Source organism: Methanobrevibacter sp. (genome assembly GCF_045586545.1).
In the GTDB taxonomy this organism is placed as follows: domain Archaea; phylum Methanobacteriota; class Methanobacteria; order Methanobacteriales; family Methanobacteriaceae; genus Methanocatella.
The window spans coordinates 1-15,305 of sequence record NZ_JAZNAN010000056.1 but is presented as its reverse complement, the minus strand read 5'-3'; the positions used below and the strand labels follow the sequence as shown (position 1 = coordinate 15,305).

Here is a 15,305-nt window from a genome sequence, read left to right as displayed (position 1 = left end):
TAATAGTGCCATATTTACTATTTTGCCTTCAATTAGTATTTTAATTGGTGTAGTAAATGACTAATTATCATGATGAAATTTTAAATTTTGAAGAAATTGCAAAAAAGCACACTGAATATATGAGAAACAGTATCAATCTTATTGCTTCTGAAAACGTTACAAGTGTAGAAGTAACTGAAGCTGTGGCAACAGATTTTGCTCACAGATACGCAGAAGGTCAAGCATTCCAAAGATTTTACGAAGGATGCCAATATGTTGATTTAGTAGAAGATAAAACCAAAAAACTTTCCTGTGAATTATATGACTGTGATTATGCTAACGTTCAGCCAGTTTCTGGTGTAACAGCAAACCTTGCAGCATTCTTTGGATTTGGAAAACCGGGTGATAAAGTAATGGCTTTAGAAGTTCCATCCGGGGGTCACATTTCCCACGCTGACGTAAGTGCAGCAGGTATTCGTGGTTTAAAAACTGTTTTTCACCCGTTAGATAAAAATGTAATGAACATTGACATCGATGCGATGAACAAGAAAATCCTAGAGGAAAAACCAAACATAATCTTATTCGGTGGAAGTTTATTCTTATTCCCTCATCCAGTCAAGGAAGCTCGTGAAGCGGCTGATGAAGTTGGAGCTACTATAATGTATGATGGAGCTCATGTATTGGGTCTTATTGCAGGAGGCCAATTTCAACAACCTCTCAAAGAAGGGGCAGATTTAATGATGGGAAGTACCCACAAAACATTCCCTGGTCCACAAGGAGGTATTATCCTTTCTCACAAAGAAAATGAGGAACGTATTGATGAAGCAGTTTTCCCAGGTGTCGTAAGTAACCACCACCTGCACCACTTGCTTGGTTTAGGTATTGCAACTGCTGAAATGTTGGAGTTCGGTGAAGCTTACGCAAAACAAATCATTAAAAATGCACAGGCTCTTGGTCAGGCAATGTATGAAAGAGGATTCAACGTATTATGTGAAGACTTAGGATTTACCCAATCACACCAAATTGCTGTTGACTTAACCAACATCAGATCCGCATCCGACATAGCTAAAGAATTAGCTGACAATAATGTAATCTTAAACAAAAACCTCTTGCCTGGAGATAACAGAGACAACTCAGATGATCCATCAGGTATTAGAATAGGTACTCAAGAAATTACAAGACGTGGATTAAAAGAAAAAGAAATGGATGAAGTTGCAGAATTCATAAAACGTGTAGCTGTTGACAAAGAAGATATTGCAGATGAAGTAGCTGAATTCATGAACCAGTACACAAAACTTGATTATGCATTTTCAGACAGAGAAGCTTACCAATATCATAATTTAGATTAAAATGAGAATCGGATTTGCATTTACTGGAGCTGGTCATTTACTCCGTGAATCAGTGCAGTTAGCTGAAAAATTAGCTAAAGAACATGAAGTTACAGTATTTCTATCAGGTGCAGCTGAGGAAGTCCTTAAGATGTATGGGCTTTATGAGCGAGTAGAACGTATAACTGGTGGAAAATACAGAGAGCTTGCCACTGATTCCAATCAAAAGTTTTCATATCCAATTACTGGTCGTCTTTCAATTGGAAAGTACGATTTACTCATAGTTTCTCCAGCTACAGCAAATACAGTTTCAAAAATAGTCCATGGAATTGCAGACACATTAGTTACAAATGCAGTAGCGCAATCCGGTAAGGGAGCTGTTCCTGTATATATGGTTCCTGTTGACATTCATCCAGGTCCTGTTGACACAGTCTTGCCTTCAAAGATTGAGTTGTCTAAATGCCAAAGGTGTGATGATTGTCTTGCAGCTCTTGCATGCGCACAGGGCGCTATCATCGCTCATCAAGAAATAGACTTAACTAAATGCATTGGCTGTGGAATGTGTAGAAATACATGCCCATATGATGCAATTTCCGAAGGAAAAGTCATAACAATCTATATGAGAGATATTGATATTGAAAATACTCGTAAATTGGAAAGTATTGATAATATTCAAATATTCGAAAAACCGGAAGATATTTTAGATAAAATCTAATTTATCTCCTATTTCTAATTTTAACTTATTTTTTTTGGTTTCTAAAATATATTTTGCCTGTTTTTTAGGCCTGTAGAATTTCCAGGGTTTCAATGTTGTTTTTTCAAAGATAGTTTTATTTTCATCTAAAAAATAGACATCTATTTCAAATCGCATAAAATGAGTATGTATTGATGAGTCTTTTAAGTTTGTAAAAATTATTCCTCCATCAAAATCTTTTTTAAACATCAATCCTTTAAAACGTTTAAAAAAGGTTTCTGCATATGTAATCTCTAAATTCATAAAATAAGTATTTAATTCTAGAATATTTAAGTTTTTAACAATCTAAAATCAATATTGATTTATATAAATGTTTTATTTTTCATTTCACCACTCATTAAATCCTCAAGAGCAATTTTAAAAAATTCTTTTTCAAAAACGCCGGGAACAATCAGCCGCTCATCATTATATTCCAAAAAATAGTAGGGTATTGTGGTTATCCCATTGGATATGGCTTCGTCCATGTCAAGATCCACTTCTATTTTTAATGAGTTTCTTTTAAGAAATTCCATTATCTCTTCACCATCTAGCCCACAGGAAACAGCTATCTTAACTAAAACGTCAGGATTTGAAATGTTTTCGTTTTTAGAAAAATTAGATTCAAATATTTTAAAGACAAGGTCTAGAGATATGTCCGAATATTTCTCTTGTACATACTTAACAAGTCTATGGGCATCTTTTGAGCTGTAAAGTGTCATATCTTTGTAATTAATATCCAATCCTTCATTTCGAGCGATTTCTTCTATCTTTTCAATCTCGTTTACTGCATCGTTAACTGATAAATTATTTTTAATGGCAAAACTGTCAATGGCGGGGATATCTTTTGCATTAGGCTCAAGTTCAAATGATTTCATGTCCCATTCAACATCTAAATTAAGCTCATCACATGCATTTTTCACTCGTTTTAACCCGATAAATGAATAAGGACAATTAAAATCACTCAGATACAGAATTTTCATTCTTATCATCTTTGGATTTTTTATCATCTTTTTTAGCTATTTTGTATAATTTTATCATATTATCCACAGCTTTAAAAAGTGAATTGTATTTTCTATGGAAGCTCATGTTAATTAATTAGTAGTTTATTTTATATCAAATTTTTCCATTAAAAATAGTGCATGATAAATTAATATATTATGTAGTAGATAATATATAGTATAATGTTATATATGTGAGCAATACTCATAGAGCATATCTCAGCTAAATTTGCTGTATTGTTCATTTTTTAATTTACACGATAATATTAATTTTAGAGGAGTTACAATGCCAATAAAAGAGGCAGATAAATCATACAATCATGATAAAATAGAAAAGAAAGTTCAAAAATTCTGGAAAGAAGAGGAAACTTTCAAAAAAGTCAATGAACTTAGAGAAAATGGTCCGAGATACTCATTTTTAGACGGTCCGCCTTACTGTAGTGGTAAAATCCACTTAGGTACAGCTTGGAACAAAGTAATTAAAGACACTTACTTGCGTTACAAATCTATGAATGGATTTAGCTTACGCCGTCAAGCTGGATGGGACATGCACGGGCTTCCAATCGAAAATAAAGTAGAGCATTTGATGGGCATTCAATCAAAACAGGAAATTGAAGACACCATAGGCATGGCCGCTTTCGTTGATAAATGTAGAGAATTTGCAATGGAAAATAAGGTGGCTATGGAAGAGCAATTTGACCAATTGGGTGTTTGGATGGACTGGGAAAATCCTTACATGACCTTGGATCCGAAATATATGGAATCTTCATGGTGGACACTTAAAAGAGCAAACGAACAAAATCTGCTTGTCAATGACCAAAGGGTAATCAGCTGGTGTCCTCACTGTGGAACTGCACTTGCAGCTGCAGAGATTGAATATGAAGAGAAAGAAGACCCATCCATTTATATTAAATTCCCTGTAAGAGGTGAAGAAAATACCTATTTCCTGGTTTGGACAACAACTCCATGGACACTTCCTGCTAACATGGCAATATGTGCAAACCCTGAATTTGATTATGTTTACGTTTCAAAAGATGGCGAAACTTATATTTTAGCTGAAAACTTAATGGAAACTGTTTTAGGCAGACAAGTTAAAATCCACAAGACCAAAATCCCTGCTGAAAGCGAAGATGAAGAAGACAAAATAATTGAAGAAAAAGAAGTATTATATGATATCATTAAAACAGTTAAGGGTGAAGACTTGATTGGAATGAGCTATGACTACATTTTGTTGGATGAAGTTCCAAAACATGCTGAATTTGATGAAATCGAATCAGTCCACAAAGTGCTTCCGGGAGACCATGTAGAACTTGGTGAAGGTACAGGTTTGGTACACACCGCACCAGGACACGGTCCAGACGATTTTGAAGTAGGTCAAGCCAATGGAATTCCAATATTCTGTCCTGTAGGTGAAGACGGATGCTTCACAGAAGATGCAGGAAAATATGCCGATGGATTTACAAAAGATGAAAATGCCCAAATTATCAAAGACTTGGAAGATAAAGGTTTAATGTACAGGTCAGAAACCATTGAGCACAGATATGGAGTATGTTGGAGATGTAAAACTCCTATTATCTATCGTGCTACAAAACAATGGTTCTTAAAGGTAACAGACATTAAGCAGAAAATGCTGGATGAAATTGACCGTGTTGAATGGGTACCTAAATGGGCTGGAGAAGGCAGATTCCATGATTGGGTGGACAATGCCCGTGACTGGACAATTTCAAGACAAAGGTTCTGGGGTATTCCAATTCCTATTTGGGAATGTCCAGACTGCGGTGAAATCAAAGTTATCGGATCTCTTGAAGAGTTGAAAGAGGAATCCCTGACCGAAATCAATGTTAGTGATGCTGAACTTATCCACAGGCCATATGTAGATGAAGTTGAAGTAAAATGTGACAAATGTGGCCAGACCATCAAAAGAATTCCTGATGTATTGGATGTATGGATTGACTCAGGTGTAGCAGGTTGGGCTTCACTGTACTATCCAGAAGAAAAGGATAAATTTGAAGACTGGTTCCCATATGACTTCATTACCGAAGGGCACGACCAGACTAGAGGTTGGTTCTACTCACAATTGGGTACTGGAGTAATATCAATGGGTAAAAGTCCATATCAAAAAGTTCTCATGCACGGATTCGTTTTGGATGAAAACGGAAATAAGATGTCCAAATCATTAGGTAATGTAGTATCTCCAGAAGAGGTAATTGAAAAATATGGAGCAGATGTTTTAAGATTCTACTTATTATGGGCTTCAAAACCATGGGATGATTTAAAATTCGTATGGGATGAGCTTTTAAACATTAATAAGATGTTTAATATCTTATGGAATATTTATGTATTCTCAACCACTTACATGTCCTTGGACAACTTCAATCCAATTGGTTTAACAGAAGAAGACATGATTTTAAGACCGGAAGATAAATGGATTATATCTAAGGCAAACACTTTAGTAAAAGAAGTTGCTGAGGATTTGGATAAATTATTCTTCCACAAAGCAACAAGAAAAATCAATAATTTCATATTGGAAGATTTAAGCCGTTGGTATGTAAGACTTATCCGTGGAAGGACTTGGGTTGAAAGCGATGACCCTGATAAGTTGGGCGCATACTACAGTTTATACACTGCACTTATAAAGTTAATTTCTGTATTATGTCCGATAGCTCCTCATATTTCTGAAGAAATTTATGAAAACCTTGTTAAAGGCGTAAATCCAGAAGCTCCTGAAAGTATTCATATGAATGATTGGGGATATGATGAAGATGCAATTGATGCTAACTTAGAAGCAAAAATGGATGTTGTGCGTGAAGTAATTGAAGCTTCAATCAGGGCAAGAGATATTGCGCAATATAAACTCAGATGGCCGGTAAGCGATATCACTGTCGTATCCCAAGATGAAGATGTCTTGAAAGCTATTGAAGAGCTGGATGATATCATTAAAGATCAATCTAATACTAAAGAGGTTATATGCGCTAGTGAATTTGATAAGTTATCCTTTATTGCAAAACCAAACCTTAAAATTTTAGGTCCAAAACTTAAAGGAGATATGGGCAAAGTTGTAAAAGGCTTGAAAACAGCAGACGGTAATCAAATTAAAGCTGATTTGGAAGCAAATGGAAGCGTTACTGTTGAAGGAATCGAATTGTCAACTGAAGAGGTATTATTCGATTCAGAACTTCCGGATGACTTTGTATCTTCCGAGTTTGCTGGCGGAAATGTATTTGTAAATACTAATATTACCTTAGAAATCAGACAGGAAGCTATGGCCCGTGAATTGATAAGAAGAATTCAGGACATGAGAAAGGACATAGACCTTGATGTAGAAGCAAATATTAATGTTGATGTTGAAACTTCAACAGAATTTAAGAACTTGATTGTACCTCAATCTGAAGTCATATCTCATGAAGTAAGAGCTAAAAGCTTAATTATAACTGATACTGAGGAATGCAGTAAAGATTCTAAAGATTATACCAAAGAATGGGATATTGAAGGAGAAAAAGTAATTATTTCAATTAAAAATTAAGGGTGTTAACATGACTTTAGCTGATTCTGAAATCGAATATATTGAAGGAATCCTTGGAAGAGAAATGAATGAATTGGAAGAAGGCATGCTTGATGTAATGTTTTCAGAACATTGTTCCTATAAAAGCAGTAGGCCTTTCCTAAGAGCTTTTCCAACTGAAGGAGAAAATATTATTTTAGGTCCAGGTGACGATGCAGGACTTGTTAGTGTAACTGATAAATATGCATTGGCTGTTGGAATGGAATCTCACAACCACCCATCAGCTATTGAACCTTATGGGGGAGCTGGAACAGGTATTGGTGGAATTTTAAGAGATATCATATCTATGGGAGCAATGCCGATTGCACTTTTAGATTCACTTAGATTTGGGCCATTAGAAGATGAAAAATCAAGATACTTATTTGAACATGTTGTAAAAGGAATTTCAGATTACGGAAACCGTGTAGGGGTTCCGACCGTTGCAGGTGAAATTGAATTTGACGAATCATTTAGAACTAATCCTCTTGTTAATGTTATGTGTGTCGGGCTTGTCGAAAAGGATAAAATCGTCCGTGCACAGGCACCAAACATTGGTGACGTGTTCCTTTTAATGGGAGGAACTACTGGCCGTGATGGAATTCATGGAGTAACCTTTGCATCTGAAGAGTTGACATCCGACAGTGAAACCGAAGACAGGCCTGCTGTACAAGTGGCAGACCCATTTACCAAAAAAAGAGTTTTAGAAGCATCATTAGAAATCTTAGAAAAAATCAATGTCAGTGGTGTTAAGGATTTAGGTGGTGGAGGATTAACATGTTGCATTTCCGAACTTGTTGATTCTTCAAGTAATGGAGCATTAGTTGACTTGCGTGCAATTCCATTAAGAGAAACTGGAATGACCCCTTATGAAATCATGCTTTCAGAATCACAAGAAAGAATGGTGTTTGTCATCAACCCTAGCGATGTTGAACTTGCTCAGCAAATCTGCGATAAACATGAAATCGTATCCTCAGTAATTGGAGAGGTCATTGAAGGAAACAACATGATTGTATCCGATGAAGGAGAAGAAATTGCAAACTTGCCAACAATATTATTGGCTGACCCACCTTCAATCGACAGACCGATTGTTGAAATTCCAGAAGATACCGAAAAAATAGAGCTTAAAGAACCTGGAGTCTATGAATCTTTACCTAAATTATTATCTTCCCCGAATATCGCTTCTAAAGAATGGGTTTACAAACAATATGACCATGAAGTTCAGGTTAGAACCGTTGTAAAACCTGGTGATGATGCGGCCGTTTTAAGAATTGATGAAAATACGGCTATTGCACTCACTACCGATTCAAACACAATCCACACTAAATTATCTCCATTTGATGGAGGTGCAGGTTGTGTTGCTGAAGCAATAAGAAATGTTATTTCAATGGGTGCGACTCCTTATGCAGTTGTAGATTGCCTAAACTTTGGAAATCCAGAAACCCCAGAAATATTATGGCAATTTAAAACAGCTATTGAAGGAATGAGTCTTGTAGCTGAAAAATTCAATGCACCAGTCATTAGTGGAAATGTAAGTTTTTACAATGAAACTGAAGGAATTAAAATCAATCCAACACCTGCAGTAGGTGTAATTGGTGTGGAAAACATTGAAAATATCAGAACTATGGGCTTTAAAAACGAAGGAGATAAAATCATCTTAATCGGTAAAACTTATGATGAGTTAACCGGATCTGAATATCAAAGGACAATTCATAACTTGGAAAGAGGTACTGCACCAAGAATCAGAATTGATGAGGAAGTAGCTAATGGACAAACCGTATTGAAATTAATTGATGAAGATGCAGATAAAAATATTACTGCAGTACATGATGTTTCAGCAGGCGGTTTGGCAGTAGCATTATCAGAAATGGTTATCAAATCAGGACTTGGATGTGAAGTTGAATTGAAAGATGATGAATTGGATAAAATACAATTGCTTTACTCAGAAAGTCATGCAAGATACTTATTAACTGTTAAGTCTGATGCTTTAGATGATGTTTTAGCGAAAATCGATGTTGAAGCACAGGTCATTGGTGAAGTAAAAGGCACTTCATTAAATGTAAATGATCATGAATTTAGCTTTGAAGATTTAGATAATGCATATCATGGCGTTATTGAACAATACATGGCATAATTGAACTTGGGGGAGTTTAAACATGTTCCTGTCTAAATTAGATTCTTTACAAAATGCTTTAAAGCTAATAAGTGATAATCAGAAATTCACAGATGCTGAAGAAATTTCTATTCACGATGCTCATAAAAGAGTTTTAGCTGAAGATATCATGGCATATCATGATTCACCGCCATTTGACAAATCAGCAATGGATGGTTTTGCAGTGATTGCAGAAAATACTTTTGGAGCTTCTCAATCTGCTCCAAAGCAACTTAAAATCATTGATGCAATAGGTGCTGGAGATTTCACAGAAAAGACTGTTGGTGATGGTGAAGCCATTACAATAGCTACTGGTGCTCCAATTCCAGATGGTGCTAATGCTGTTTTAATGAAGGAGTACACTACAAACGATGGTGATGATTTAACAATTTATTCTCAAGTCACTCCTGGAGAAAATGTAAGTCCGAAAGCCGAGGATATCAAAAAAGGTGAAAAGATTTTGGATAAAAATACCTTTATCAGATATCAGGAGTTAGGTTTGATTGCTTCAGCGGGTTATGATAAAGTTAAGGTATTTAAAAAACCTAGAGTTAAAGTCATTATAACAGGAAATGAGCTTGTAGAGCCAACAAAGGATGAAATTGATAAAGCAAAAATAATTAATTCTAATCAATTTACTATCAAGGCAATGATTGAAGATTCAGGGGCTATTGCAGATATTTGCCATGCTGGAGATACTTTTGAGGAAGTCAAAGAAGCCATTTTAGAGGCTTCAAAAACTCATGACGTAATCATGACAACAGGAGGAACAGCTATCAGTAAAGGGGATGTTGTTTTGGATGTTGTTGATGATATTGGAGAAATTTTATTCCATGGTGTAGCTATTAGGCCTGGAAAACCTGCTGGTGCAGGTATTGCTAATGGAAAAATGATTTTCACTTTTTCAGGTCAACCAGTTGCAGCAATGTCTCAATTTGATATGTTTGCAAGAAAATACTTATTTGAAATGCAAGGCAGATTTTTTGACTTTAAAATTGTTCAAAGAGTATCTCAGTTAAAGATTCCTTCACAATTAGGAAGAACAGATTTTATACGTGCTGTAAGTGATGAGGAATATGCAAAACATGTATTGAATAGGGGTTCTGGTATAATCCGTTCAATGGTTGAGGCGAACAGCTATATCATCATAGATGAAAATGATGAAGGATACCAGAAGGATGATATAGTTAACGTTGTCTTCTTTGATTCATTACTTTGGTAGTCAAAGGTGTATTTTAATGAATGGTATTTATTATTATTTGATAGCTTTTGCTATCATCTGGATATTGGTCGGAATATTTCATGAAAAATTATCCAATCATGGGGTCGAGTTGAATTTTCCAGTAATCATGTGGAAAACCCAAAGGCTTCGCGGACTGATATCCAGAATTTCTAATTTTTCACCAACATTCTGGCGATGGTACATGAATGTTGGAATTGTTGTAGCATATATTGCTATGATTTTTATTACATGGACATTGATTTCCACATTGCCATCGGTTTTTGAAACACCTGCTGTGTCTATTGTTATTCCGGGTGTTGAAATGCCGGGTTCATCAATATATATTCCATTTTTTTATGGTTTAATTGCCCTTGCAACAGTTTTAATAGTCCATGAGTTTTCGCATGGTATTCAGGCTGTTGGAGAGAAAATTCTAATCAAGTCAATAGGGTTGCTCCTGTTTATAATTCTTCCGGGAGCATTTGTAGAGCCTGACGAAGACGAATTAAAAAAGGCAAAAAAATCTTCAAGGTTAAGGGTTTATGCAGCGGGTTCAATAGCCAATATTACCCTTGCCATTATAGCGCTTTTACTTGTATCATTAATGGCTGGCGGAATTCCACATTACTTTGCTGAAGATGGTATAGAAATCGGCAGAACCGTTGGGGATTCCCCTGCAGACGGAGTTTTAAAAGAAGGTATGGTTTTAGAATCTATTGACAATCATAAAATTAATGATTCAGAAACTTACTTTGATATTGTCGGTTCATTTAAGCCAGGGGATAATGTCACGGTTCAAACAGATCAGGGCAGCTATACATTAACGCTTGATAAAAACCCAAACAATGAATCCAGAGGATTTTTCGGAATTCAGGCAAATAAACATTTTGAGCTGGTGGATAATAGTTTAGGTCCGCTGCCTTGGATTTTATTTGAGCTTCTTGAGCTGTTTAATTGGATTGCAATGTTGAACTTGGGAATCGGACTGTTCAATCTGCTTCCGCTAAAACCTTTGGATGGAGGCCATATGCTTGAGATATTGTTGAGCTATAAGTTATCTGAAGAACACTATGTGCCGATTGTCAATGCAATATCTGCTGTCATGGCAATTATAATCATATTCAGTATAGTGGTGAGCTTTATTTAATTAAATGAGGTTGTGTGATGTTTAAAAAAGGGTTAATGATAATATTTCTTTTATTGTTAACAATGGGCTTCGTCCATGCCGATGATATAAATGAAACAAGCATGGATTATGAAGTGGAACTTACAGATAGTCCTATAAGGTCATACACAGATTTGTCCAATCATATCAATGATTCACAGGATTCAATAATTGAATTGTCTGAAAATTATAAATATAATTCTTCTTCAGATGCCCAATTGATTGACGGGGTAAGAATATCAAAAAACATCACGCTCACAAGTAAAAATGATAGCTATATTGATGGAAGTGGCCTCGCTAGAGGATTGTTCATAGATTCATATTGCAATGTGGTTCTTGAAAACATTACTTTTAAAAACGGATATTCCTCAAGTAGTGGTGGAGGAGTATTTTTAGGAGACAATTCCAATCTCACAATTAAAAATTGTTATTTTTATGACAATCTAGTCTACAATTCAAATGGAGGTGCCCTATACGCATCAAGAAATACTGATGTTGAAATCTTAAATTCCACCTTAATTAATAATACCAGTATCAGAGTAAGCGATTTGGAATGGAAAAGTTTTAAAGCGGGTATGGGCAGCACAATATGTTCCGTTATCGGTTCAACTTTAAAATTAATCGATTCTGTTTTTAAGGATAATAATGCATATCTGGCAACGGTACTATTGGTCAGCTATAATGATGTTGATTATGATTTGAGCAATCTATTTGTTAAAAACTGTTTATTTGAAAATAATACTGCAGTCAGTTCCGGAGTAATCTATTTGGATGAATTGGGACAAGGGGAAATTCTAGATTCAGTTTTCAGAAGCAATGTTGTAAAGGAGAGCGGAGGAACAATAATATTGGACGCATCAATTTATGCATTGGTCAAAAACTGTCTTTTTGAAGAAAATTTTGCGCCGAGCGGAGGAGCAATTCGAATAAAGTCCTTTAATTTTGAGGATTATTCTCACGTTTCTATAGTTGATTGTAATTTTACTGGAAACAACGCTTCAGAGCATGCAGGAGCAATATTTTCAAAATTTGGATTTGTAAACATTACAAATTGCAATTTCTGTGAAAATTCCGCCAGTGAAAGGGGTGGTGCGATTTATTCAAAAAACGGAACAATTGAGATATTCAATTCCACTTTCAATAATAATTCGGCAAGTTATGGAGGAGCAGTATTTTCCATGTGTGAAGAAAATCTGATACATGATTCTTTGTTTGTCAATAATACTGCTGTTGTGAATGGTGGCGCTTTTTATTCAAAATATGATGATTTAGAGAATAATTCAAATGTGGTTTTGTTTGGCTGTGATTTTTACGATAATTCCGCTAGTGAAAGGGGCGGCGCAGTTTATTCCAAAGAGGGGACAATTGAGATATTCTGTTCTACTTTCAATAATAATTCGGCAAACTATGGTGGGGCATTGTATTTAAACACTGAATCAACTGTCAATGAATCTTTATTTACTAATAATAATGCTTCTATTAAAGGTGGAGCTATTTATTCAAAAATTGAAAGCGTATCCTCTTCAAATTGCAAGTACTTTAACAACTCCGCACCTGCAGGCGATGATATTTATGGAATTTGGCATGCTCAAATTACTGTTGAAAGTTCATATTGGGGTGACGTTAGGGTAAGGATTAATCTGTCTTTACCTTGGAACACATCACTTTTACAAAATGTAAAATTAAAATTCATCGGGTTAAACAATTACTCCTCCGGATGGTTAGAATTGCCTTCAGATGGGATTTTGCTTGTTAATGGATCTTCAAAAATGACTTTGGGGAATTATTCACTGGCTCTTTCAATTGATTCGGGAGTTTGCATTTTTTCTCCTATAAATTTAAGTGTTGTTAAAGCTCCAAGCAAAGTGGTAGTCAAGAATTTAACCACTTCTTATAATTCCGGCAAGGTATTAAAAATATATTTGAAAAACAATGTCACTAACAATCCTTTAAAGGGCATAAAACTTAATTTAAAAGTTTACACAGGTAAAGATTTTGAAAACGTTACACTCAAAACAGATGATAACGGAGTAATAGAGTTTGATACTTCAAATTTATCCATCGGTGTTCACAAAATAAAAATCACTTCAAATTGCACAGATATAAAATTGTCAAAAACAATTTCATCAATTAAAATAAAAAAGATTTCTGCAAAAATTGTAGCTCCAAATAAAGTTAAAAGACCATCAAAACTAAAAATCAAGGTATTAAATAAGAACACTGGTAAAGCTATTGGGAAAATAAAGTTAAATGTTAAAATTTATACTGGGAAATATTATAAGTCCGTTAAAGTTAAAACAAGTTCTAAAGGCATCTTTAAGTTAGCTACCAAAAAGTTAACCAAAGGAAAACATAAAATTTCAGTTAAATTGAAAAATGAATATTATGCTATCAACAATGAGTTTAATGTAAAAATTAAATAATTAAAAAAAGGAAAATGAAAGAAGTTAATTCTTTCAATTAAGTTTTTAGAAGTATCTTTCTAAGATTCCTTCTAGGATTTTGTAATGACGACCTTCGTCTTTGGAACTTTCTCTGAAGAAATCAGCAGCAGTTTCAATACCTGCTTCAGCAGCTTTTTCAGAAGCTTCTCTTTTTTCTGCGTTTGCCATTTTTTCTCCACCCATCATCCATTCGATGTTTTCTTTAAGGGTAGGTTTGATGATTCCGTTCATTTCACAGAATCTTGCAGCGTGTTCAGCTTCTTCCCAAGCTAATCTTTTAAATACTTCAGCTAATTCCCCATAACCTTCTCTGGAAGCTTGTCTGGACATTGCTAAGTAGATACCCACTTCGTTGGTTTCACCTTCAAAGTTTCCAGCAACATAGTTTTCTACAGGGGTTCCTTTTGTAATTCCAATTTCATGTTCGTATTTTACCATGCTATCACAATTATAATTCTTTGCATGCTTTAGCTAATGCAACACCTAATTCGTAGCTTGCTTCTTCTTCTTCAGCATTTGGCACAAATGTAATTTCCTGTGAGTCAATTACATCAAAACCGCAGGTTCCTAATTCTTCAGCGAGTTTAGCAGGAGCTCCTCCTCTTCCTCCCATTGAACCAAAGGTAACGGCTTTTCTTACAATGCCTGTTCTGTTGAATAAAAGACCTTTTAAGTAGTACATTATGTCCCCGATACTTGGGTATGGTACGTCGTTAATGGTAGGATCACCAATAGCAATTCCTTTACTGGTTAAGATACTTTTAACGATTTCGGATCTTTCATCTTCGTGCAAGAAGAAAATTTCAACATCATAGCCTTCAGACATTGCGCCTTCTGCAATTTCATGAGCCATTTTTTGGGTTGAGTAATGCATGGTATCATAGATGATTGTGATTTTATCTTCACATACTCCGGTAGCCCAGTTTTGGTAAGCTCCAATTACTTGCATTGGGTCAGTCCAAATTTGACCGTGGGATGGTGCAATCATTTTAATTGAGTCGAGTAAACCTAATTCTACAACTTCGTTTAGTTTTTTAAGTACTAATTTTGAAAGTGGAGTAATTAAGTTTGCATAGAATTTTTGAGCTGCATCCATTAAGACATATTCTGGAATTTCATCTGAAAATCTTTGTGTGAAACATAAGTGTTGACCGAATGCGTCATTAGGGAATAAAATACCGGTTTCATCTGCAAGTAAAGTGAACATGCTGTCAGGCCAGTGTAGGAGGAATGCATCGAGGAATGCTAATGTTCTTCCACCGACATCTAAGGAGTCTCCGGTTCCAACAGTAATAAATTCTGCACCTTCAAGTGCAGGGTAATGTTTTAAAAGGCCATTTACAGCAATTTTAGTACAGTAAATTGGTGCTTCAGGGAATCTTTTATGTAAATCCACTAATACTCCAGAATGGTCTTTTTCTACGTGGTTTTGGATGATGTAGTCAACTTTAACTTCTCTTCCTTCCTGTGCGAAGGCATCATCAATACGTGCCATCATTTCTTTTGTTTTTCCAGGATAAGCATTGTCGATGATTGCTACTTCATCTTCTCCAAATACAATGTAAGCATTGTATGTGGTTCCGTCTAATGTGTAACCATGATAGGTTCTTAAATCCCAATCGAGTACACCAATCCAGTATACTCCATCAGCTATTTTTTGTGCATTAGCTTTCATTTTAAAATCTCCGTTTGTTTAAATCAATTCATAATAATTTTTTTATGAATTAATAAGTCGGATCGTAGCCA

11 protein-coding genes are annotated in these 15,305 nt (G+C 35.2%); 7 read left to right on the top strand and 4 right to left on the bottom strand.

The genetic code is table 11. The annotated features are described in order from the left end of the window. The first annotated feature begins 56 nt into the window (after positions 1–56). Both glyA and ACKI3D_RS04560 read left to right on the top strand, forming a co-directional pair. Positions 57–1,328 carry a serine hydroxymethyltransferase gene (gene glyA, locus ACKI3D_RS04565; protein WP_407392566.1) on the top strand — a complete coding sequence of 424 codons (1,272 nt, stop codon included), beginning with the start codon at positions 57–59 and terminating at the stop codon, positions 1,326–1,328. Between the two features lies 1 nt (position 1,329). Further along, the gene (locus ACKI3D_RS04560; RefSeq protein ID WP_407392565.1) at positions 1,330–2,022 is read left to right on the top strand and encodes a dihydromethanopterin reductase (acceptor); all 693 of its coding nucleotides are present in this window, start codon (positions 1,330–1,332) and stop codon (positions 2,020–2,022) included. On the opposite strand, the gene ACKI3D_RS04555 is transcribed toward ACKI3D_RS04560, so the two are convergent. Both ACKI3D_RS04555 and ACKI3D_RS04550 read right to left on the bottom strand, forming a co-directional pair. Continuing rightward, positions 2,008–2,250 carry a DUF192 domain-containing protein gene (locus ACKI3D_RS04555; protein ID WP_407392564.1) on the bottom strand — a complete coding sequence of 81 codons (243 nt, stop codon included), beginning with the start codon at positions 2,248–2,250 and terminating at the stop codon, positions 2,008–2,010. The genes ACKI3D_RS04560 and ACKI3D_RS04555 overlap by 15 nt on opposite strands. A 113-nt stretch (positions 2,251–2,363) precedes the next feature. Next, positions 2,364–3,020, bottom strand: coding sequence for a DsbA family protein (locus ACKI3D_RS04550; protein ID WP_407392563.1), 657 nt, complete (start codon positions 3,018–3,020; stop codon positions 2,364–2,366). A gap of 304 nt (positions 3,021–3,324) precedes the next feature. On the opposite strand from ACKI3D_RS04550, the gene ileS reads away from it, so the two are divergent. From ileS to ACKI3D_RS04525, 5 genes are read left to right on the top strand one after another with little or no spacing between them, the layout of a single operon-like run. Next, positions 3,325–6,561: an isoleucine--tRNA ligase gene (gene ileS, locus ACKI3D_RS04545; protein WP_407392562.1), complete on the top strand. Its 3,237-nt coding sequence runs from the start codon at positions 3,325–3,327 to the stop codon at positions 6,559–6,561. Positions 6,562–6,571: 10 nt separating this feature from the next. Next, positions 6,572–8,710, top strand: coding sequence for a phosphoribosylformylglycinamidine synthase subunit PurL (gene purL, locus ACKI3D_RS04540; RefSeq protein WP_407392561.1), 2,139 nt, complete (start codon positions 6,572–6,574; stop codon positions 8,708–8,710). 22 nt (positions 8,711–8,732) lie between these two features. Then, entirely contained in the window at positions 8,733–9,950 is a 1,218-nt protein-coding gene (glp, locus tag ACKI3D_RS04535; RefSeq protein ID WP_407392560.1) for a gephyrin-like molybdotransferase Glp, read from the top strand. 16 nt (positions 9,951–9,966) lie between these two features. Beyond that, positions 9,967–11,097 carry a site-2 protease family protein gene (locus ACKI3D_RS04530; protein WP_407392559.1) on the top strand — a complete coding sequence of 377 codons (1,131 nt, stop codon included), beginning with the start codon at positions 9,967–9,969 and terminating at the stop codon, positions 11,095–11,097. Between the two features lie 17 nt (positions 11,098–11,114). Continuing rightward, positions 11,115–13,538, top strand: coding sequence for a SpaA isopeptide-forming pilin-related protein (locus ACKI3D_RS04525; protein WP_407392558.1), 2,424 nt, complete (start codon positions 11,115–11,117; stop codon positions 13,536–13,538). A gap of 45 nt (positions 13,539–13,583) precedes the next feature. Here the strand turns inward: ACKI3D_RS04525 and ACKI3D_RS04520 are convergent, their stop codons facing one another. Together ACKI3D_RS04520 and ACKI3D_RS04515 are read right to left on the bottom strand one after the other, a co-directional pair. Then, positions 13,584–13,997, bottom strand: a complete 414-nt coding sequence (locus ACKI3D_RS04520; protein WP_067039734.1) for a ferritin family protein — start codon at positions 13,995–13,997, stop codon at positions 13,584–13,586. A 10-nt stretch (positions 13,998–14,007) separates the two neighbouring features. Then, positions 14,008–15,234 carry an FprA family A-type flavoprotein gene (locus ACKI3D_RS04515; protein WP_407392557.1) on the bottom strand — a complete coding sequence of 409 codons (1,227 nt, stop codon included), beginning with the start codon at positions 15,232–15,234 and terminating at the stop codon, positions 14,008–14,010. Positions 15,235–15,305 lie beyond the last annotated feature (71 nt).